Annotated in this window: 15 protein-coding genes and 1 tRNA gene; 11 read left to right on the top strand and 5 right to left on the bottom strand. The window is 68.8% G+C overall.

All coding sequences use genetic code 11. The features are described from left to right. Nucleotides 1-460 precede the first annotated feature (460 nt). Nucleotides 461-1,021, top strand: a complete 561-nt coding sequence (locus ACQUQ0_RS15455) for a TATA-box-binding protein (RefSeq protein WP_372389416.1) — start codon at nt 461-463, stop codon at nt 1,019-1,021. A gap of 77 nt (nt 1,022-1,098) precedes the next feature. Then, nucleotides 1,099-1,872 (top strand): helix-turn-helix transcriptional regulator, encoded by a 774-nt coding sequence (locus ACQUQ0_RS15450; protein WP_435186420.1) that lies wholly within the window; start codon nt 1,099-1,101, stop codon nt 1,870-1,872. Nucleotides 1,873-1,967: 95 nt separating this feature from the next. Here ACQUQ0_RS15450 and ACQUQ0_RS15445 read toward each other — a convergent pair whose 3' ends face one another. Beyond that, nucleotides 1,968-3,173 carry a Cdc6/Cdc18 family protein gene (locus ACQUQ0_RS15445; protein ID WP_435186418.1) on the bottom strand — a complete coding sequence of 402 codons (1,206 nt, stop codon included), beginning with the start codon at nt 3,171-3,173 and terminating at the stop codon, nt 1,968-1,970. Between the two features lie 812 nt (nt 3,174-3,985). Here ACQUQ0_RS15445 and ACQUQ0_RS15440 point away from each other — a divergent pair. The 7 genes from ACQUQ0_RS15440 to ACQUQ0_RS15410 all read left to right on the top strand — a co-directional run bounded on the left by ACQUQ0_RS15440 (nt 3,986) and on the right by ACQUQ0_RS15410 (nt 11,180). Then, nucleotides 3,986-6,145 (top strand): DEAD/DEAH box helicase, encoded by a 2,160-nt coding sequence (locus ACQUQ0_RS15440; protein ID WP_435186417.1) that lies wholly within the window; start codon nt 3,986-3,988, stop codon nt 6,143-6,145. A gap of 33 nt (nt 6,146-6,178) precedes the next feature. Beyond that, the gene (locus tag ACQUQ0_RS15435; RefSeq protein ID WP_435186416.1) at nt 6,179-8,767 is read left to right on the top strand and encodes a type I restriction endonuclease subunit M; all 2,589 of its coding nucleotides are present in this window, start codon (nt 6,179-6,181) and stop codon (nt 8,765-8,767) included. Nucleotides 8,768-8,802: 35 nt separating this feature from the next. After that, a tRNA-Tyr gene (locus tag ACQUQ0_RS15430) sits at nt 8,803-8,876 on the top strand. 375 nt (nt 8,877-9,251) lie between these two features. After that, nucleotides 9,252-9,965, top strand: a complete 714-nt coding sequence (locus ACQUQ0_RS15425) for a hypothetical protein (RefSeq protein WP_435186415.1) — start codon at nt 9,252-9,254, stop codon at nt 9,963-9,965. A 42-nt stretch (nt 9,966-10,007) separates the two neighbouring features. Beyond that, a complete protein-coding gene (cutA, locus tag ACQUQ0_RS15420) occupies nt 10,008-10,313 on the top strand; it encodes a divalent-cation tolerance protein CutA (protein ID WP_435186413.1) in 306 nt (101 codons plus the stop codon). Nucleotides 10,314-10,415: 102 nt separating this feature from the next. Further along, the gene (locus ACQUQ0_RS15415; RefSeq protein ID WP_435186411.1) at nt 10,416-10,706 is read left to right on the top strand and encodes a hypothetical protein; all 291 of its coding nucleotides are present in this window, start codon (nt 10,416-10,418) and stop codon (nt 10,704-10,706) included. Nucleotides 10,707-10,772: 66 nt separating this feature from the next. Beyond that, on the top strand, nt 10,773-11,180 hold the full coding sequence (locus ACQUQ0_RS15410; RefSeq protein WP_435186409.1) for an acyl-CoA thioesterase: 408 nt from the start codon (nt 10,773-10,775) through the stop codon (nt 11,178-11,180). 9 nt (nt 11,181-11,189) lie between these two features. On the opposite strand, the gene ACQUQ0_RS15405 is transcribed toward ACQUQ0_RS15410, so the two are convergent. Next, nucleotides 11,190-13,697, bottom strand: a complete 2,508-nt coding sequence (locus tag ACQUQ0_RS15405; protein WP_435186407.1) for a PQQ-binding-like beta-propeller repeat protein — start codon at nt 13,695-13,697, stop codon at nt 11,190-11,192. A 147-nt stretch (nt 13,698-13,844) separates the two neighbouring features. On the opposite strand from ACQUQ0_RS15405, the gene ACQUQ0_RS15400 reads away from it, so the two are divergent. Beyond that, on the top strand, nt 13,845-14,747 hold the full coding sequence (locus ACQUQ0_RS15400; RefSeq protein WP_435186406.1) for a DUF7139 domain-containing protein: 903 nt from the start codon (nt 13,845-13,847) through the stop codon (nt 14,745-14,747). 104 nt (nt 14,748-14,851) lie between these two features. After that, nucleotides 14,852-15,880, top strand: coding sequence for a hypothetical protein (locus ACQUQ0_RS15395; RefSeq protein WP_435186404.1), 1,029 nt, complete (start codon nt 14,852-14,854; stop codon nt 15,878-15,880). Nucleotides 15,881-15,991: 111 nt separating this feature from the next. Here ACQUQ0_RS15395 and ACQUQ0_RS15390 read toward each other — a convergent pair whose 3' ends face one another. The 3 genes from ACQUQ0_RS15390 to ACQUQ0_RS15380 all read right to left on the bottom strand — a co-directional run bounded on the left by ACQUQ0_RS15390 (nt 15,992) and on the right by ACQUQ0_RS15380 (nt 21,662). Further along, nucleotides 15,992-16,498, bottom strand: a complete 507-nt coding sequence (locus ACQUQ0_RS15390; RefSeq protein ID WP_435186403.1) for a hypothetical protein — start codon at nt 16,496-16,498, stop codon at nt 15,992-15,994. A gap of 41 nt (nt 16,499-16,539) precedes the next feature. Continuing rightward, nucleotides 16,540-17,019, bottom strand: a complete 480-nt coding sequence (locus tag ACQUQ0_RS15385) for an SRPBCC family protein (protein WP_435186400.1) — start codon at nt 17,017-17,019, stop codon at nt 16,540-16,542. Nucleotides 17,020-17,105: 86 nt separating this feature from the next. Continuing rightward, the gene (locus tag ACQUQ0_RS15380) at nt 17,106-21,662 is read right to left on the bottom strand and encodes a glycoside hydrolase family 15 protein (RefSeq protein ID WP_435186398.1); all 4,557 of its coding nucleotides are present in this window, start codon (nt 21,660-21,662) and stop codon (nt 17,106-17,108) included. Nucleotides 21,663-21,741: the final 79 nt, after the last annotated feature.

The following is a 21,741-nucleotide window of genomic DNA, read 5'->3' as shown; positions in this document are numbered from 1 at the left end:
CAGACAGGTGTCACCGAACCACCAAGGCTAACATCAGATCCCATCTGTACGGCGGACCGCAGGGGTGGAATCCTCATATCGTGTCCGACTCAAGCGAAACGGCGGATGGGTATAAACCCGTTGGATCCGTTTCGCCCCACGGCGCGATGGTCCGCGGCGATCGGAAAGCGAGCGCGAGCGGAGTTCAACCGCCCGCAGTCGCGTTGTGTTCTTCGCATTACCGTCTGATGCGCGGGTCGTACTTAACCCCGTTGATTCCGAACGATCTCCGAAAATCCCTGTGATATATGTGTGATCGTCTAACACCGCGGCCGAACGACGACATCGAGTGACCGTTCGCCCACCCGCATCCGGTGCGCGAGTCACGCGTGCTCGTGCACGATCAGAAAGAGGATCCGACCGTCCCGTTCTTTATAACGGGGGCCTTTATAAGGGAGGGCAAAGATAATAAAAACAGAGTATGAGTTCGCCGGCAGATTCAATCGAGATTCAGAACGTTGTCGCATCGACCGGAATCGGCCAGGAGCTCGACCTCGAAGCGCTCGCGGAGGATCTCCCCGGAGCCGACTTCAATCCGGACAACTTCCCCGGGCTCGTCTACCGGACCCAGGAGCCGAAGGCCGCCGCGCTCATCTTCCGCTCGGGCAAGATCGTCTGCACGGGCGCAAAGAGCATCGACGACGTCCACGAGGCCCTCGGCATCATCTTCGAGAAGCTCCGCGGACTGCAGATCCCCGTCGACGAGGACCCCGAGATCACGGTCCAGAACATCGTCTCCAGCGCGGACCTCGGTCACAACCTCAACCTTAACGCGCTCGCGATCGGGCTCGGTCTCGAAGACGTCGAGTACGAGCCCGAGCAGTTCCCCGGGCTCGTCTACCGGATGGACGAGCCCGAGGTCGTCATCCTCCTGTTCGGATCCGGTAAGATAGTCATCACGGGCGGCAAGCGGACCGACGACGCCGAGACCGCGGTCGAAGAGATCGTAAAGCGGATCGACGACCTGGGCCTGCTCGGATAGGATTGCCGTGACCAATCGGACGTTCCAGCGAGGTGTGAGAGCGTGACCGAACGGGAGGGTGTCGCGCCGCCGAACCGATGACCGCACGGGAGGACATCGCGTTCCTGGCCGGCTCGGAGCTCCGGGTGGAGGCGCTGTTCGCGCTCCGCTCGGAGACAGCCACGCCGACGGAGTTGGCCGAGCGCTGCTCGTGCGCACGCGAGACTGCCCAGCGGACCATCTCGGCGTTCGTCGACCGCGGGTGGGCCGAGAAGGTCTCGACGGCCGAGGGCTATCGTCTGACGCGCGCCGGCGGACTCGTCGCGAGCGGCTACGAGGACTTCGAGAGGTGCGTTGCGGTCTCGAAGGAGTACCGCGAGTTCCTGGTCCACCTCAGCGGCGTCGACCCGGACCTGAGCTGCCGTGAGCTCGACGCGCTCACCCTCACGCGGGCGACCACCCAGAACCCCCACGCGCCGATCAATCGGTTCCGAGAGGTCGTCGGCGACGAGCCGGTCGAGGAGTTCTTCGGGATCACGCCGATCGTGAGCCGGATGTTCAACGAGGCCGCGGCGCGGGTCATCGGCTCCGACACCCGGATCGACCTGGTGATCGACGAGAGCGTCCTCACCGCCTCAGCCTCCGAATTTCCGGAGGCGCTCGAACGCGCCGAACGGCTCGATCAGTTCACGCTCTACGTCTCGCCCGAGACGCTGGAGTTCGGACTGATGCTCGTCGACGGCCACGCGTACCTCGGCGCCTACGACGACGGGACCCTCGTCGCGAGCGTCGACGGTCGGACCGACGCCTTCCGAGAGTGGGCGGCCGACACCTTCGAGCGGATCCGCGAGCAGTCAAAGGCGAGATTGTAGGGCTTCTGAAGCTCATAGTGATTACTCTCACTGTTTACCGCCGAACGCCACCCCCGGTAACGGCGTTCGGCGGTAAGAAACGAGAGTAATCACTATCACTCGTCGATGTCTTCGAGCAGGACTTCCTTGACGACTTCGGGATCTTCGAGCAGCTGGTGTTTCGTGTAGCTGCCCTCGGCGCTCCCGCCGCTGTGTTTGGACTGTTCGATGATGTCGAGAAAGGCGTGTTCCTTGAGCAGGTCGCGCACCCGGCGCAGTGAGAGCGTGTCGGAGCCCTGGCCGTCGCAGATGTTCTCGTAGACCTCGTAGACGCGACTCGTGCGGAACCCCTCCTGCCGCTCGCTCGACAGCGAGAGGATGGCCAGCGCCTGAAGGACGTACCGAGAGTGCGGCGTCGAGCCGCGGATGAGCTCCCTGAAGCGGTCGGTCTCGGCGCGCTCGCGCGCCTGGGTGACGAACTCTTCGCGGACGGTCTGGGCGCCCTCGGACTGGGCGATCTCGCCCGCGTAGCGGAGGATGTCGATCGCCTTGCGGGCGTCGCCGTGCTCCCGCGCCGCCAACGCCGCCGCGCGCGGGATCGTCGAGGGATCGAGGACGTCGTCGCGGAAGGCGTCCGACCGGGCGTCCATTATGTTTCGGAGCTGGTTCGCGTCGTAGGGCGGAAAGACGAACTCCCGCTCGCAGAGGCTGGATTTGACCCGTTCGTCCATCCGGTCTTTGTACTGGATCTTGTTGCTGATCCCGATCACGCCGAGCTTGCACTGCTCGATCTTGCCGGCCTCGCCCGCGCGAGAGAGTTGCATCAGGATGTCGTCGTCGGAGAGCTTGTCAATCTCGTCGAGGATGATCAACACGACTTCGTACTGCGCGTCGAGGATTCGCCAGAGCCGCTTGTAGTAAGTCGACGTGCTGAGGCCCTTGTCGGGGACTTTGATCCCCGTCTCTCCGCATTCGTTGACGCTGTCGGCGATGGTCTGGACCGCCTGCGTCTCGGTGGTGTCCTGGGCGCAGTCGACGTAGGCGAACGTCGCCTCGACGTCCTCCTCGCCGGCGGTGTCGACGAGGCGCTGGGAGACGTACTTCGCACACAGGGACTTCCCGGTCCCGGTCTTCCCGTAGATGAGGACGTTGCTCGGACTCTGTCCGAAGATCGCGGGATTGACCGCGGCCGCCAGATCCGAGATCTCGTCGTCGCGGCCGACGATCCGACCCTCACCGGGGAGGTGATTGATCTCCAGGAGTTCCTTGTTGGCGAAGATGGGATCCTCCCGAGTGAAGAGGTCGTCGCTGGTGTTCGGCATACCGTAGGACACCGGGTTTCCGATGAAATGCGTTGTTATTCGGAACGGGTGTCGTCGCCGACGACACACACACCGCGTTTCCGGTGAATGCGCGAAAAGGGGTGTGGAGATCCACTGGAAAGCCCGGTCTATTTCACCGGAAACGTGGTGTGCTCGGAACAGCGAACGGCGGCGACAGTCGAAAGCAACGGTGAGATCACGACGCTCCTTGGATCCGGACACGACCCGGGATTTCACCGCAGTTTCACCACACTGCAGCGGGATCAGTTCAGGTGGCGAACAGGAAACAAAAGTGACTCACTAGCGTGCAACTGGAGTCACCGGTAGGTACGAAACGACCCTATTTATTTGTTGCTTTCTAAAGGTCGGAATATCTGCGCCCGTGACGGATATCAGCCCATTACCAGCCCATTTCACCGGAAACGTGGTGTGTCTCCGGATGACGGTGTTCCAGTACTCGCGGTTTTGCGTCCACCGGCGATCGCTTTGCTTCCACCAGAATCACCGATAGCCGAACGGGCGCGGTTTCATCGGAAATCCGGTGTCACCGCCACGGATCTCGCTCTCATTTCACCGGAAACGTGGTGTACGGCCTCTGAAAGCCGCCGGGGGCGGCCGCAACATCCGCACCCGTTTCACCGGAAACGTGGTGTGGGTTCCAGTGACGCCCGGGAAGGTCCGACGGGGTTTCCCGTCGGCAGCCGCGGGGGAGTTCCCGCTGCCAATCCGAATCCTATCTCGCTCCCGTCCAATCGTACCGCACACCGACCCAGTCGCAAACCGTTTCCCGGTCGGGACCGTTCCGTGAGACGATGACGGACGACGACGGGACGGCCGGACCGGAGCCATCGGATCCGGATGGCGTCCCAGAGACGGCCGGATCGGCCGCGGACTCCCTCGCGGACGCCGATACGAACGCCGGGGGCGATCAGGAGACCGAGCGCGGCTCTGCCGAGATCCGGCCGGCCGACGGCGTGGATCTGGAGCAGTTCCGCGACGCCTTGGAGGCCGAAGGCCGTCCCCTCGCGACCGCCTCGGCCGTCGCACGGCGGCTCGGTCTCTCCCAGGCCGACGCGGCCGAGGGACTGGACGCGCTGGTCGAAGACGGCGAGGTAGAGCGCGTGAACGTCGAGACCGACCCCGTCGTCTACTACCCGAGCGAGTGGGATCGGCTGGCCGAGCGCGAGCGGATCATCCTCTTTCCCGAACGCCGCGAGATCGTCGTCGACCAACCGACCCAGTACACGCGAGCGCGCCTCTCGCAGTTCGCCCACCTGGTCGACTCCACCGGCGAGCGCGAGCGGACGACCGTCGACCGCGAGACCGACACCCGCGGGTACATCTACGAGATCCGCCAGGAGGACGTCTGGCAGGCCCCCTTCGACGACGTCGAGGGCCTGCTCTCGCTGGTCCGGTCGGTCCTGCCCCGGCGCTCGCCGCAGCTCGAAGACTGGATCGCCTCGCAGTGGAAGCGGGCCAACCGATTCCGGCTCTACACCCACGAGGATGGCTACGTCGTCCTCGAAGCCGCCTCCGAGAGCCTGATGGGCAACGTCGCGCGCCAGAAGCTCGACGACGAGCAGTTGGTCGCGCCCATCTCCGACACCGAGAGCTGGGTCCGCGAGGGGAAGGAGGCCCAGATCAAGCGGGTCCTCTACGAGGCGGGCTACCCGGTCGAGGACGACCGCGACCTCGACACCGGCGACCCCCTGGACGTCGACCTCACGGTCGAGCTACGCGACTACCAACGGGACTGGGTCGACCACTTCCTCGACCAGCGCGCCGGCGTGCTCGTCGGGCCGTCGGGCGCCGGAAAGACCGTGACCGCGATCGGCGTCCTCGCCGAGATCGGCGGCGAATCGCTGATTCTGGTCCCCTCCCGGGAGCTCGCGGGCCAGTGGCGCGACGAACTCCTTCGGCACACGACCCTCGGCGAGGACCAGATCGGCGAGTACCACGGCGGCCAAAAGGAGATCCGGCCGGTCACGATCGCGACCTACCAGACCGCCGGGATGGACCGCCACCGCTCGCTGTTCGACTCCCGTGGGTGGGGGCTCGTCGTCTACGACGAGGTCCACCACATCCCCTCGCGGATCTACCGCCGGAGCGCCGACCTCCAAGCCAAACACCGGCTCGGGCTCTCGGCGACGCCCGTGCGCGAAGACGACAAAGAAAAGGAGATCTTCACGCTCATCGGCCCGCCGATCGGGACCGACTGGTCGCGGCTCTTCGAGGCGGGCTACGTTCAAGAGCCGGAAGTGCAGATCCGTTATCTCCCCTGGAGCGACGAGTTCGCCCGCAACGAGTGGGCGAGCGCCGAGGGTCGCGACAGGCACCGAATCGCGGCGGAGAACCCAGAGAAGATCGAGGAGACGCGCCGCCTCCTCGATGCTCACTCCGACGCGAAGACGCTCGTGTTCGTCGACTGGCTGGACCAGGGCGAGCGGATTTCCGAGGCGCTGGACGTCCCGTTCGTCAGCGGGGAGATGGCCCATTACCGCCGCGAGCGCGTCTTCGAGGCCTTCCGCGAGGGGGACCGACGCGTCCTCGTGGTCTCGCGCGTCGGCGACGAGGGCATCGATCTCCCGAACGCGGAGGTCGCGATCGTCGCCTCGGGACTCGGCGGCTCGCGTCGCCAGGGCGCCCAGCGCGCGGGGCGGACGATGCGTCCCGCGGGCGGCTCGACGGTGTACGTGCTGGCCACCCGCGGGACCTCCGAGGAGGACTTCGCCCAGCGGCAGATGCGACACCTCGCGGAGAAGGGCGTCCGCGTAACCGAACGGGACCGGAGCGAGACTGAACGGGACCAGAGCGAAACCGAACCCGATCGGAGCGAAACCGAACCCGATCGGAACGGCGACGGTACCGATCACGACGGCGCGGACGCGGCGGAGACCGAACCGTCCGAAGGAGAGACCGAGAACGACACGACCTCGCCGGAAACGCCGTCGGACACGACCGGCGGAGCATAGACGGAGCCGACCGAAGATGGGACGGACACTCTGATGACCGATTCGCGCTCGCCGGACGGGACCGATACCGACCTCGCATCCGCGACTCCAGCGGACGGCTCGGGCGACTGGCAGGACCTGGTCGACGGCGACTACGTACGCCGATACCGGACCGCACTCCGGGACTCCCTCGACGCGCGACCCGTCGCGGACGCGTTCGAATCGTGGCGCTGGTACGTCCGGGATCGGCACGGGGGCGTCGTCGACGGGCTGGCGAGTGATCGCGACCACTCGGCAGGCGACCGCGACGACCCGGCATACAACCACGACGACCCGGCAGGCGATCGCGACAATTCCCGGACCGAAATCGCCCGGTCGCTGTTCGTCGAGACGCTCGCGTTCGACTTCCGACTTCGCTCCGTGCTGGAGGCGCTCGAACGCCAGTTCGACTGTTCGGTGCGGCGACCTCTCGGGGCCGGCTCGTCGATCCCGTACGATCCGGGATTCGAGTCCGTCCACGACTACGTCCGGTCCCGAATCGACGCGTCCGACGACGAGCGTTCGGCCTTCGTCGCCGCCGCCAACGGATTCGCTCGCGGGGCAGACCCGGGCGCCGTCGCCCGACTGCACCGAGCGTCCGTGTCGCTGTCGTTCCGACGGGCGTTCGGCCGCTACGACACCCCGACCGGCATCGCCGAACTCGCCGTCGAGGAGGCGCTCGGTCCATTCCTCGACGGTGCGAGCGGCGACCAAACCTCACTCCCGACCGTCCTCGACCCGGGCTGCGGCGCCGGAGCGTTCCTCGCGGCCGCGACGCGCGCGATGATCCCAGGATCCGATCCTGGCTCCGATTCCGAGTCCGCTCCTCCTTTCGATCCTGCTCCCGATTCCGCTACCGATCGCGACCCTACCGACCGAGTCCGATCGATCCTCGACGCCGTCCGCGGGTTCGACGTCTCGCCGACGGCCGTGCGCGCGTCGCGTCTCGCGGTCGTCCTCGCGGTCCGGCCCCTCCTCGCCGAGATCGCCGCTAAGGGGGGCGCCAACGGCACCAACGATACCCCCACCTTCGCGCCGCGGGTCGTCCTGGGCGACGCCGTCGACGCCACAGCGGCGGACCCGCCGCTCGACGGCCGCCGGGCCGACGCGCTCCTCGCGAATCCGCCGTGGCTGACCTGGGACGGCCTCACAGAGCGGACGAAGTCCCGCTGGCGGGACGGCCCGATCGCCGACGCGGCGCTCGACCTGTTCGACCGCGAGGGGGCCGACGCACGACTCGGCTACGCGAACGACGACCTTTCGGTCCCGTATGCCTGGGCGTGTCTGGACCGGCTCCTCCGGGACGGCGGGCGCGCTGCGGTGGTGTTGAAGCGCGACGTCCTCACGGGCGTCGCGGGCGCCCGCGCTCGACGGTCCACGCTGGGCGAACGGGACCTCGCGCACGAACGGATCCACGATTTCGGCCCGCTCTGTCCCTTCCCGGACGTCGACGCCGGCACGGCGCTGTTCTCGCTCAGCGTGGGCGATCGGGCGGCTGATCAGATAGCCGGAGAGGCGGATGGAGACGGAACCGAAGCCGGTTCGGACGAAATCGGTGGCGACGGTGGCGTCCCGACGACGGAGTGGCGCGTCCGAAGCGACGACCCCGACGCGACTCCCTCGGCGGACGACGGCCGCGACCGATTTCGGTCCCTGGCGACGATGCAGGCGTCGCTCGACCGCTCGACGACCCGGCTCGTCCCAGCGGCGCCCGACGACCCCACGTCGCCGTGGATCCGCGCCGACGCGGAGCGGCGAGCCCTCGGCGACAGCGCCTACCGGATCCGCCACGGCGTGAAGGACGACGCGAAGTCCGTCTACGCCGTCGACCGGGAGACGATCGACCGCCACGACCTCGAACCCGACCACCTCTACCCCTACCTCAAGTCCAAACACGTGGTCAAATACGGTCTGTTCGGCTACGATCGACAGCTGATCCCACAGCGGAAAGCCGGCGAGGACAACGAAGCGGAGCTCCGGAGGCAGACCCCTCAGACGTACGCGTACCTCGACGCACACCGCGACCGTCTGACCGATCGCGGCTCGACGTGGTTCGACGACGGCCCGTTCTACTCGCTTTTCGGCCTCGGGCCGTACACGTGGGCGGACTACAAGGTCGTCTGGTGCCGGCTCGGGTTCAAGCCGCACTTCGCCGTCGTTTCGACCGTGACTGATCCGTTCCTCGGTGAGAAGCCCGTCGTCCCGGGCGATCACTGTATGTTCGTCGGGACCGACGACGAACGCGAGGCGCTCTATCTCTGCGGTCTGCTCAACTCCGCCCCCTATCAGCGGTGCCTCCGCGACGTCGCCTCCGGCGGGAAGTCCAGCCTCTCGAAGTCGACGGTCGAACGGCTCGCGCTGCCGGCGTGGTCGGGAGACCCAACACAGCGACGACTGGCGGAGCTGACTCGAACCGCCCACGACATCGTCCCCGAACACGTCGACTGCTCGAAGCGAGCCTACAACCGCAAGACGATCCCGGAGCTCGCGTCGGTCCAGGCGGAGATCGACCGCACCGCGGAGGAATTCCTGCCCGCGCGCACCGCACACGGCTCGGACGAGACCGACCGACGGAACCGGGCCGTCCGCGACCCCGATGAGTAACCCTTAAGTCCGACAGCGGCGCTACCTTGAGGTGCCCGCTCTTAGCTCAGCCTGGTAGAGCAGCCGACTGTAGATCGGCTTGCCCCCCGTTCAAATCGGGGAGAGCGGACTCGATTTTCTGTCGAATCCGAATCGACACCGACGGTCTCGCCGACCGCAGAGCGGTCTCCGACACCTCGCCCAGGGGCGACGAATATCGAACGTAGTACCAAGCGACGGATCTGTCGGTATCGGCCGTCTGACTCGGGCCAGCGGCGCTCTCATAAAAACATAAATATCATTTATGATAATAAACGCCTAAAGCTATCACCTCTCCCCCGACGAAAGTCACAGTATAGCACACGCTCCCACAGACGGCGCCGACCGGCCCGACGGCCCAGCGGCCGCTCCGGAGGGGGCGTCGACGAACGAACCGCGACCCCGCTTTCGAGCGGCGGTCTTCGTCCTCGCGGACGGGGACACCTGCGCCGAGATCGCCGACTCGATGCCCGACCGGCTCCCCGTCGAGACGTTCACGACGTCCGCGTCGTTCGAGGCGGAGCTCTCGGAGAAGGTGGCCGTGGCGGTGTTGTCCCTGGCCGTCCCCGAATCGCGGCTCTCGAAGCTCGTCCCGCGGATCATCGCGACGTCGCCGTCCGCTCGGATCTGCCTCTCGGCGTCGAGCGGTGCGGAACTCGACGCCAGCGACGTCCCGCACGACGAGACCATCGTGCGGCCCGTCGACCGCGAGTCGTTCACCGACCTGATCACGCGGCTGTACGTCCGCGCGTACTACGTCGTCACGATGGAGCGATACTTCAAGATCGCCGTCTCGATCCGGCACTGCGAATTCCGGCATCGGAGTGCGGACGCGCCCGACGACGAGACGATCGAGCGCCTGGATCGCCTCAAACGGGTGCGGGACCGCACGGAGCGGTACCTCTCGTACTTCCGGGACTACCTCGATCAGGACGACATCAGGGCGATCAAGAGCCGTCCGGACCGGCTCGACGACCTGGTGCGGTCATCGAAACGGGGGCCGGACCCCTCGGACGTCGGGCTCCCCGAGACGTGTCCGGGCTGCGGTCTCGACTGGACGGCGTGGCACGGCCCGGGCCTCCGCGACGGCTACCAGCGACTGGGGGCCGACACCTGGGAGTGTACCAAGTGCGGCCACGTCGTCGCCGACACCGACGCGCAGGGCTACTACGTGAACTGAGTCCGGAACGGCTTATTACCGAGCGACGCACACGGGGAGACGATGCCGACAGCCTACGTCACGGCCCCGCGGGCGGCGGCCGAGGACCTCGCGTCGTTCCTCGTCGACGAGCGCCTGGCGGCTTGCGTGAACGTCGTCGACTGCCGATCGACCTACTGCTGGGACGGCGACGTCCACGAGGCCGACCCGGAAGCGATCCTCCTCGCGAAGACGACGGCCGAGCGCTACCCCGACCTGAAGGCGGCCCTCGAAGCCGAACACCCGAACGACGTGCCGTGTATCGAGCGCTTCGACGAGGCCGACGTGCTCGATTCCTTCGCGGGGTGGATCGACAGCGAGGTCGCGTGACCGGAGTCGAACACTCCCAGAATGAAACGATACGTAGCCCCCAATACCGGCTAGTAGGCCTCATATATCGGCTTATGCGCCGCGGGCGTCTGTTTCTAACCGATGTCCGATCGCGACCGCCCGGCCCGCGTCGTCGTTCGGCGGCCGATGAACGACCACGGGACGATGACCGTCGAACTGTGTGAGACGAACGAGACCCGTCACGTCTGCGAGTACGCGACGCCCGAACTCGAACGCCGGCTCGGCTCCCTCCCGGCCGAGGCGGTCCTCCCGTTGGCGATGGCTCGCGTCGGCGTCCGGTCGAACGTGTGGCGCGCCGTGGCGATCCCCGACCGGGGCGCCGCCGACGCGGCCGCCGTCGAATCCGATCGACGGCTCAGACAGCCGCCGTAGCCGGAGCACCACGTCCCGCGGTGATCCGATCGGACGTTTTTCTACGGTCCGCGCGGAGGGAGCGGTATGTCGAATGACCCGATCGCGTTCCCATACGAGACGGAGCACGAAGTCCGATTCCGCGACCTCGACGCCGTCGGCCACGTGAACAACGTCGTGTACGCGACCTACTGCGAGCAGTGCCGCGTCCGATTTCTCGAAGCGGTCCTCGGCGAGCGCGCCGCCGACCTCGGCGTCGTCGTCGCGCACCTGGAGCTCGACTATCGCACGCCGATCGAAGGGACGGGCACCGTCGCCGTCGCGATGGAGCCCGGCGACGTCGGCGACTCCTCGTTCGAGTTGACCTACGAACTCACCTACGAGGGCGAGGTCGTCGCCACCGGCTCGTCGGTCCAGGTCGTCGTCGATCCCGAGACCGGCGCGTCGGCGCCGCTACCGGACCGCTGGCGAGCGGTGCTCGACGCCGAGGCCTGAGCGCTCGCCTCACTCGCCCACGACGGCGTAGACGCGCCCGGTCCCGTCGGCGAGGAAGACCGCGCCGTGGCCGAGCGCCGGCGGCGCGTCGGCCCACCGCCCGAGCGAGAGCCGCCACCGGACGTCGCCCGTCGCCGCGTCGAAGGCCGACAGCGTTCCGGCGTGATCCCCGGCGTACACCGTCGCCGTGCCCGCCTCGCCGGTCCCGCCAGTTCCGTCGGCCTCGGTAGCGACCGCTGGGGAGGCGTGAACGGCTCCCGCGGCCGGCGCGCGCCACGCCACGGAGCCGCCCTCCCGAGCGAGCGCGACCACCTCGCCCGCTGTCGTCCCGACGAAGACGTGCCCCCCGGCGACCGCGACCCCGCCGTAGATCGCCCCGTCGAGCGACTGCGACCACCGGCGGTCGCCGTCGAAACCGACGGCCGTCACCGTCCCGGACTCGTCGGCGACGTAGACGCTCTTGTCTGCGACCGCCGGCCCCGCGCGGACGTCGTCGTCGAGTGAGACGTCCCAGGCGACGTCGGTATCAGCGGTCGATCCGCTTCTCCCGTCTGTCACGACCTCCAGCGCGACGAGTCGACCCGCGCGCGTGGCGGCGAACAGCCGGTCCTCGACCACGGCGGGCGCGCTGGGGACAAGAGAGCCGAGTCCGCGCCGCAGACGGAGACTGCCGGTCCGCGCGTCCACGGCCGCGACGCCCTCGCTCGTCCCGACGTAGCCCCAGCCGTCCGCGTAGGTGATCGCCGAGCGCGGCTCGACCTCGGGCGTCGATTCCCACAGCGACTCGGGCTCCGGAAAATCGATGTGGGGAGTCGGCGTGATCGTGGGCTCTCCGGGACCAGGGGTCGCCGTGGGGGTCGCCGTCGGCGGGAGGTCCGTTCCCGGCGCGTCGCCGTAGTCGATCGTTCGCACGCGGGCGAACGAGCCTTCGGTCCCGCCCGCGAGGAGCGTCTCGCGCGAGCCGTCGGCGCCGCCGAGGAACGCCGGCGTGAGGCCGGTCCCGTCGATGCCCCCGACGACGCCGAGTTCCAGCCCGTCGACCGCCAGCAGGTCGTACGTCCCGCCGTCGCGGCTCCCGCCAGCGACGGTCCGCGGCCCGATGACTGGACCGGGCACCGTCTCGGGCTGGAACGGCAGAGTCCACCGCTGTTCGCCCGAGTCGGCGTCGACCGCCACGACCGTTCCGTACCGGTCGCCCGCGTACGCCGTGCCGTCCTCGACGCGGACGTCGAACTGCACCGCCCCGTCGGTCGGCGCCCGCCACCGGACGGCGCCGTCGTCGCGTCCGACGGCGACGAGTCCCTCGGTCCCGCCGAAAAGCGCCGCCTCGTCGGTCAACGCGGGGTTCGTGCCGACCTCCAGGTCGGGGCCGTCGCCCTCGCCGGTGCGCCACGCGACCGAGCCGTCGCGGGTGAGTTTCGCGGGGCCCTCGCCGAGCACGACGACGTAGACCCCGTCGGCCGCGGCGGTCGGGCCGCGGGTCACCCAGTCGCCGACGGTCTCGCGCCAGTGCTCCCGCCCGGACCCCGCCTCGACGGCGTGGACGGCGCCCCTGTGCGTCCCCGCGAACACGACGCCGTCGTGGACGCCGGGCGGGGCCGTCGGGTGCCCTTCGAGGGACTCCGTCCAGCGCACCGTCCCGCTCTCGACGTCGACGGCGACGAGGACGCCCGCGTCCCCCGAGCCCCCGCCGTCGTCGGCGTCCCACCGCCGTGCCGCGACGTAGGCGACGCCGTCGGCCACGACGGGCGGGAACGCGCGGCTCGGTTCGCCGGCCTGCCACAACTGTTCGCCGGAGGCGAGGTCGACCGCGACGACGCCCCCGGAGAAGGTGCCGACGAGCGCGCGACCGCCGTCGAGGGTCGGCGCGTAGAGGATCCCGCCGGGGACGTCGATCGTCCGTCGCAGTTCACCCGTGTCCGCGTCGAGGACGGTGAGGCGCTCGCGCGCGGGGACGACGACGCGTCCGTCCGCCGCGCTCGGCGGGAAACGCCCCGCCTCGACTGTGGTGCGCCAGCGGACGATTCCGTCCCCGTCCACGGCGGCGACTCGCCCGTCCTCGGCGACCGCGTAGACGGCGGCTTCGGAGTCGTCCCCGTCGCCGGTCTCGAACGACGCCGTCGGCCCGCTCGGACCGGGGACGCCCACCGCCGCGCCGACGGTGCCCGCCGCAGTAGTCTCCCAGCGCACGCTCGGGTCGCTCGTCGGCGCCGTCGACTCCGCCGCGCCGGTGTTGGCGGCGTCCGCGCGGGCCTGGGGCCACGGTCCCACGAGCGTCGGCGCCGGGCCGAGGTCGGCGTCCGTCCCCGATGACGGCGATTCGGTCGATCCCGCCGTCCCGGAATCGGTCTCCGGCGACGACGTTCCCGGCAGTCCACACCCCGCGAGCGGGAGGCTGATTCCGACGCTCGCGAGCGCGGCGACGAGGGACCGACGCGTCGTCGCGGCGGTGGGGTCGTCCGGCTCGCGAGCGTCGGACACGGTAGCGTCCGAATCCGACGGTGGAGGGCTGTGCATACCCTCCCTGACCGACCGAGGGATAAGTGCTTTCGGCGGGCCGCCGCGGTGCGGTGATCGGTCCGAGGACGGCCCGCGGACCGCTTCCGAGACAGGGAGCGACACCGGGGGCGAAATTATTTGACGCTCGTCGCAATCAGTATACGTATGGAACGAACCGGGCCCGGAGCCCTCCTCCACTCCTTGTACCGCCGGTACGTCGGACCGGTCCGAGACAGCCGCGACGTCTACGCCGGGTTCGGCCTCTTCTTCACCGGCGTCGGGCTCGTGGTCGTCTCGATCGCCGTCTTCCTCTGGAGCACGACCGTCTCGCCCAGCGGGACGTTCAAGTTCGTCCTCCGGGAGTTTGCGGTGACCGCCGGCGCCGCGGGACTACCCGTCGTGCTCTTCGGTGTCACCGTCCTGCTCCCCGTATCGCGCCGGATCGACGCCGCCGCCGGACTCGGCGTCGTCGCGTGCCTGATCGCGGCGGTCCGCTTCACCCAGATCTACCCGCAGGCGTGGTACACGTACAGCAGCACCGTCGTCGGCATCTACGCGCTCGGCGCGGTCGTCGTCGTCGCGACCGCCGGCACGGCGCTGTCCGGCTACCACGTCGAGCGGGCGACCGTCCGGACCGAGGCCGAACTCTCCGGCGCCTCGACGTCCGGCGAGTCGGACGCCACGGACGACGAGCCCGAGGTCACCGACGAACAGGTCCGCCGAGACATCGAAGACGCGATGGAGGGCGCCGAAATCAACTGGGGCGGCGTCGAGCGCGACAGCGGCCGGACGCTGACGCTCACCGACTCCTCGCTCGACGACGCCGACAGCGTCGGCCTCGGCAACGCCTCGGCGAAGGAGTCCCGCGGCGGCAGCGTCGACGACGCGGTTGCGGGCCTCCAGAGCCTCCGCGGCGGCCAGAAGAAGACGGCCACGAGCGACTCCGGCACGTCCGATCAGGTGAACGCGCTGGCGGAGTTGCGGGCCCAACAGCGCGAACGCGAGGAGGCGGCCGCTGACGACGACGCCGAAGGCGTGTTCGACCGCCTCCGCTCGCTCTTCTCGTGAGGCCGACCGTCGGCTGACGGCACTCCGCCGAGCCCGGTCGCCGAGCGAGATATGACAACAATCTACACAGTGCAATTTTTGTGGTATCCTACCAAGGAATACCTATGGCCAAAGGCCTGGACGTCGGTACGATGAACATCCTGTCATCGAGCCCTGACGGTGACGGGACGAAGTTCGTACAGCAGCGCAACTCCTTCGTGGAGATCGAGTACAGCGATATGGCCGAACAGATGCTCTCGCGGAGCGAGGTCCTCCACATCCGGAAGGACGACAAGGTGTACGTCGTCGGCGACGACGCCCTCAACTTCGCGAACATCTTCAACAAGGAGACCCGCCGGCCGATGCAGCGCGGCATCCTCTCCAGCGAGGAGGCCTCCGCCATCCCGATGATCAAGCTCATCACCGAGCAGGTCGTCGGCGAGCCGAGCACCGACGGGGAGAATCTGTTCTTCTCGTCGCCGGCGGACCCGATCGACTCGGAGCTCTCGACGCTTTACCACCAGAAGACCCTGGAGTCGATGCTGTCGGACATGGGCTACGAGCCCGAGCCGATCAACGAGGGGATGGCCGTGATCTACAGCGAGCTCGCAGACCACAATTTCACCGGCCTCGGGGTCTCCTTCGGCGCCGGGATGACGAACGTCTGCCTGGCGTACTACGCGGTGCCGGTGATGAAGTTCTCGATCGCCCGCGGCGGCGACTGGATCGACCAGCAGGCCAGCCAAGCGACCGGGACGCCCGTCGACAAGGTGACCTCGATCAAGGAGGACGACTTCGCGCTCGACTTCCAGACCGACGTCGGCGGCGTCGAGGGCGCGCTGTCGATCTACTACGAGAACCTCCTGGACTACGTCGTCGAGAAGCTCTCGGCGGAAGTCGACGAGGAAGACGTCGAAGAGGACCTCGACGTCCCCGTCGTCGTGACCGGCGGCACGTCGAGCCCCGACGGCTTCGAGGAGCTATTCGAGCGCCACCTCGAAGACGTCCAGATCCCGTTCTCGATCAGCGACGTCAGGAGCGTCGACGATCCGCTCTACAGCGTCGCCCGCGGGGCGCTCGTCGCCGCCCGCTCGGAGGAAGAGTCCGATGGCGCGGCGGCCGCCGCGAGCGCGCCCGAACCGGAAGAAGACTAGCCCTCACCGCGGTCCCCGGTCCCCGATCCGCTACCACCGGCGCTGTGAAACATGCCGGTCCCCGCCTTTTCGACGTCGCCGACGCCCCCGATCAGTCGACGGACTCCGACCTCACTCCTCAGCGTCGCGCTCGTCGTGACCTGTCGAATCAGTCGGAGTCGAATCGCTATCGGACTCGGTTGCCGATTCCGACTCCCCATCTGAGTCCGCTTGGGGTTGTACGTACGAATCCGCGTCGGACTCCGCCTCAGACTCTGACTCTGACTCAGCCTCGGCGTCGTATTCTGTCTCTGCCTTCACTTCCGAGTCGGCATCCGACTCTGCTTCTGCTTCCGTGACCGTCTCCTCTTCTGCTTCAGCGTCCGCGGACTCGTCAGATTCCTCGGATTCACTGGCCGTTGCTTCGATCGCGCCATCCTCGTCGTCCCGTGTTGACTTCTCTGCGAGCGACTGGCGGAATCGATCGATCGCCTCGTCCCAGCTCTCTTCGGCGTCCGGGTTCGGCTCGAACTCGGATGTGACGTCGGCGAACCGACAGCGTTCGCAGTACGTCGCCTCGCCGTCACCCCCGGCGATCGCGATCGTCGACAGCGGCCGGCCGCAGCGGGGACAGTCCATACCCGACCGTTCACGCCCCCGGTAGTTCAATATATCCGACGTTATTCCAGCAGCGCCTTCGTCTTCCGGTGGCGCCCGCGGAACATCGGCTCGAAGCCGACCACCGCGAGCGGCGACGCCGACCGCCCGAGCTGGCCGCCCGGCAGTTCGTACTCGACCTCGTCTTCGACGATGGTCTCGTCGCCGTCGGCGACGAAGCGGTGCGTGTGGATCCACGTCGCGAACGGCCCGCCGCGCATCTCGTCGCGGAAGGTCGCGCTGTCCTCGTCGGACTCCCGCGCGACGATGACGGACGTCCAGCGTTGGCGCGGCCCGAGACCCAGGGGCCGCATCGACATCTCGATCTCCGAGCCCGCCTCCAGAACGTCGGGATCCGGCTCGCCGTCGGGGCCGGTGACGGATTCGATCCGGAGGTTCATCCACTCCGGCGTCAGCGCCTCGAGTCCCGAGACGCGCGAGTGGAACTCCCAGACCTCGGAGAGCGGCGCCGACACCCGAGTCAATCGCGAGTAGGTGGCCATACGGGAGCGAGGCGCCGACGGAGTAAAAGCGCCGTGGCGGAATGGCGGATCCGACGTCCGCGGGGCGGGTCCGCGTCGGCCGCCGCTTACAGCGTGAAGCGAGTCACGTTCGTCCCCGCGGCGGTCAGGTCCTCGTCGCTCGCAGCCGCGACGATGATCTGGTTCTCGCCGTGTTCGATGTCGAGCGACGCCTCGAAGCCGCCGTCTTCTGGCCGACGGAGGGTGATCTCCGACGGCGTCTTCACCGCGACGACCGCGGCGTCGGTCTGTCCGGACACGACGATCTCGTCGCCCTTGAAGCGGGTGCTCACGTGGAGGGAGGGGGCCGGCTCCCGGTCGGTCTCGACGTAGCGATCCCGGAGGACCGACGGCGTCTCGATCGGCTCGCCGGCGTCGATCCCGTGGGCCAGGCGGACGTACTGCGCCATCGACCACGCCAGCGGGGTCGCCGCGCCGGTGCCCTCGCCGAACGCCCAGTTGTACTCGGTGCTGTGCTCGCGGTCCCAGACCTGCTCGGAGAGCATCCGCCCGGAGTTGGCGAAGCCCGCCATCGTCTCCAGGAGGTTCTGCGGCTCCAGCGCCTCCTCGTCCGGGTCGTGCAGGAGTTCGTACTCCCCGCGCTCGCCGGTGAAGATGGGCCAGAGCCGCCCTTTGCCCTTCGCCTCGATCGACCACGGCGCGCCCTCCTCGTCGACGGCGCGCTCGCCGTAGCCGTCGCCGTTGTAGCGGTAGAACGCCGGCCCGTGCGGCGTGTCGACGCGGATGGTGTCGTCGACCTCCTGGACGGAGTTCACGATCGTCTCGTCGTCGGGGGGCTTGATCCCCAGCCGCGTCAGTTCGAGGAAGCCGGCGTCGATGATCTCCCGCTCGTCGAGCGTCGGGCCGTTGTTCGCCAGCGTCCGGAGGTGTCCCGCGTCGGGGTCGCCGTCGCGGGTGATGCGGACGAAGTACGGCGTGTTCTCGTGCCGCTTGGTGCCGGTCTCGGTCGCGGTCCACTCCTCGACGCGGTCGGCCCAGTCGTCGGCGAGCGCCTGCCAGATGAGCGCGTCGGCGTCGTGGCCCTCCTCGCGGGCGATGGCGGCCGAACACCCGAGTCCGGCGATCTCGGCGGCGATCGACGACGGCGAGTAGCCCGCCTCCTCCTCCCAGCGCTCCTGGGCGGTCGGCGGGCCGTTCCGCGCCACGTAGTCGGCCGAGCGCTTGACGTTCTCGTAGTCGTATCCGGCGGCGTCGAAGTCGACGCCGTGCTGGCGGAGCATCCACGCCATCACCGCCGGGAACGAGATGTTGTCCATCTGCTCGCCGCCCCAGCGCGTCCGCCCGTTCAGGTAGGTGTTCTGCGGGATGAAGCCGCGGTCGTCCTGCTGGTAGCGGTAGATGTACTCTAAGGCCAGCCGGCCGGTCTCGACGTCGCCGACCGCCTCGAAGGCGGTGAACACCTGATAGAGGTCCCGCGACCACACGAAGTTGTAGCCGTAGCCCTTCGCCTCCTCTGCGCTCACGGCCTCGCCCCACGGCACCGACGGGGAGGCGATCCCGGCACCGAGGAACGTCTTGTCCTCGACGGCGCGGAGGCTCATCAGACAGGCCTTGTACTGATTCGCGAGCGTCTCGTCGTGGGCGACCGAGTCGGGCAGGTCCTTATCGGCGAGGAACGCCCGCCAGGAGTCGACGTAGCCCTCGCGGACCGTCTCGTAGTCGCGGCTCAGCGCCCCCGCGGCCTCCCCGAGCGCCGCGGCGGTGTCGGCGTCCTCGGCGAACCCGAGCGCGAGGTGGTTCGCGACCTCCTCGCCGGTGCCGATGCGACCCACGAGGACGACGTTCTCGTCGTCGACGCTGTCTTCGGGCTCCGGGGCGATGCCGTCCGAGAAGAGCTCCGCGAGGTAGTCCGATCCCGCGACGCCGACGGTGGCCCACTCGAAGCGGCCGGCGGCGGCCATCGCCGCGGCGACGCTGTACTCGTCGCCGTCCTCGTCGATGAGGAGCGGCTCGGCGTCGCCGGCCGGGTCGTAGGCGCTGGCGTCGCGCGCGACGAGGTTGTAGCCGGTCTCGCCGCCGAGGCGGATCCCGCGGTCCGTGGTGCCGGTGTTGACGAGTGCCGTGTCCGCGGCGGCGTACAGTTCGTACTCGTTTCCGTCGTCGGCCTCGAAGTCGACGTCGACGAGCAGGGCGTCGTGTTCGGGGTCGGCGACGTACTCCGCGGTGAGCCTCCAGCGGTGGCCGCGGCCGTCGCCGGTCTCCTCGATCACGTGCCTGAAGAGGAGGGCGTCGTCGTCTGCGACCTCCACGCGCCGCTCGATGGTGTCGGCCTCGTCGTCCCGCCGGGTCTCGTTGTGCGTTCGCGCGGTGTACGACGACCCGTCGGCGCCGACGACGAGCAGGTCGAACGTCCGGAGGTTCATCAGGTCGACCCGCGGGAAGCGGACCTCCGTCAGCGACCCCTCGGTGAGCGTGAACCAGATCCGCGAGGGGTCCGCCTCGGTGTGGTCGGCGACGGTTCCGACGCCGTACTTCTCGCCGGTGGTCCAGCGCGGCCGACTCCCCGGCCCCGAGGGCGCGGGCTTCGGCGCGGGGAGCGCGTCGTGTCGCTCCAGCAGTCCGGTCGCCCGCAGGCGCGTCGCGTGGGACCACGCCAGCGGCGTCGCGCAGTCGTGGGTCCCGTCGTCGAAGACCTGCTCGGAGAGGTAGCCGGCCCCGGTGGCGAACGGTCCGTCGGGCTGTAAGAGCTCGTAGAGTCCGGTCGCCTCGTCGAGGAACTCCGCCGCGGCGTCCGCCCGCCCGTGGGATTCGAGGAGCTCGGCGAACTCCGCGGCGGCGGTCGCCCCCCAGGCGGTCGAGACGGACCAGACCTTCTCGTCGTCCTGGTCGGCGCTCCGCCAGTAGTCGCCCTCGAACCGGATCAGCCCGGCCGCGTCGCCCTCGTCGGACTCGCGGTAGAGGTCCGTGAACGCGGCGCTGAGGTGGGTCTCCAGCCGCGACAGCTTCGACTCGGGGAGCTCGGGCAGTCGGTCGACGTCGTCGTAGGCGGCGAACGCTTCCACGAGCGCGAACGAGCCGGAGTCGATCCTGGCGTCGAGCCCGCCGTCGTCGCCGTCCCGCAGTCGGAGCGCGTAGATCTCGTAGGACTCGTCCCAGAGCAGGTCCAGGCCGTCGAAGACGGCCTCGGCCTGCGCGCCGGCGTGCTTGGCGAGGTCGTCGTCGACCGGGGCGGCCGCGACCGTGGCGTAGGCCTGGAGGAACGTGGCCGCGGTGTGGACGAACCGCCCGACCATGTTCTCCCAGGCGTTCTGACACGACTCCGGGAGCCCGTCATCGGCGAGGCTGTCGTCGAGGGCGTCGACGCCGTCTTCGATCGCCCCGAGGACGCGCGATCGGAGCCCCTCCGAGAGGTCGCCTCCGCGCTCTGTGAGGAGCGTCGCCAGGTAGGTGACGACGCTCGCCGTCTGGTCGGCCTGGTACTCCGGCGAGTCGGAGTCCTCGACGCGGGCGTTGGCCCATCCGGGCGCGAGCGAGCCGTCGATCGCCCACGCGCGGTGCGGCCACGAGCCGTCCTCAAGCTGCGTGTCGCAGAAGAACCGCGCGATGGCCGTGAGCCGGGCGTCCACCCCGAGGTCGAACTGCGCGTCGCTCCGCAGGAGGTGTCGCGCGACCTCGGCCTCGTCGCGGAACCACGTGTAGCCGTAGCCGCCGGTGTGCGTGTAGAACGGATCGAACTCGGGACCGGCGACGTGCGCCCCCGACGGCGCCGTCAGGAGCGACAGCGCGCGGAGGTCCGAGCGGACCGAGCGCGACCGGGGAACGCCCTCGGGGACGAACACCTCCGCGCGCTCGCGGGCGGCCTCGCGGATGTCGTCCGCGGTCGCGTGTTCGAGCGCGCAGTGCCGCAGGTCGCGGAGGGCGTCCTCGCGCTCGACCTCGTCGTGATCGGACAGCTGGGTGACGAGCGTCGTCTGGACGCCGCGGTCCTCGGGTTCGAGCGGGGCGGAGACGACGATGTCGCCGCTGAGGTGGGTGTCCTCGTAGCGTTCGAGGACGGCCTCCCGGGGGAACTCGAAGGCCTCCTCGGAGAGGATCTCCTCGAACCGCTCGGGGATCTGGCCGCGGACGTCGTCGATGCCGGTCGAGGCCGTGACGTAGTCGTGCTCGCGGCGGTGATACACCTCGACGGCGGTGGTGTCTTTCGGCCCGGCGGACTCGTGGATGAGTCTGCCGACCCGCGTCTCCCGACCCTCGGGCGCGAGGGTCAGGAAGGCCGTCAGGTGTGCGTCCGGCGGGATCGCCCCACGGAGTTCCACGTGGGTCACGTGCGCCCGGCCGAGCGTCAGGTCGTACTGGTGTACCGTGTACGAGCCGGCGTTGTACTCGGTCTCGACGAGGCTCGTCTCGCGGTAGTAGTGCTGACGGACGCGCTCTAGGTCGTCGAACCACCGGATCTCGCCGTCCGCCTCGATGGCGAACCGGGAGCGGTCGATGCCGTACAGTCCCGAAAGCGCCGACGAGTAGTCTCGGAGGGCTCCGTCATCACCGACGTGGACGAGGCGGTCGCCGTGCCCGGAAAACGCGCCGTCGCTCGTGGACACCTCTCCCGGAAAGTGTCCGTCACGGCCGCGCTTGTACTCGTTCAGCACGGTTCGAAGTCTCATACACACCGACCAGTGGGCCCGCGACATAAGTATTGACGGAACTGGGTCGACCGCTTGGCCCGGACCTGAAAAACGGACG

The sequence above is a fragment of the Halobellus sp. EA9 genome, assembly GCF_051195055.1.
Classification (GTDB): domain Archaea; phylum Halobacteriota; class Halobacteria; order Halobacteriales; family Haloferacaceae; genus Haloquadratum; species Haloquadratum rubicundus.
The sequence above is the reverse complement of the archived record's forward strand: the minus strand, read 5'-3'. Positions and strand labels throughout refer to the sequence as shown.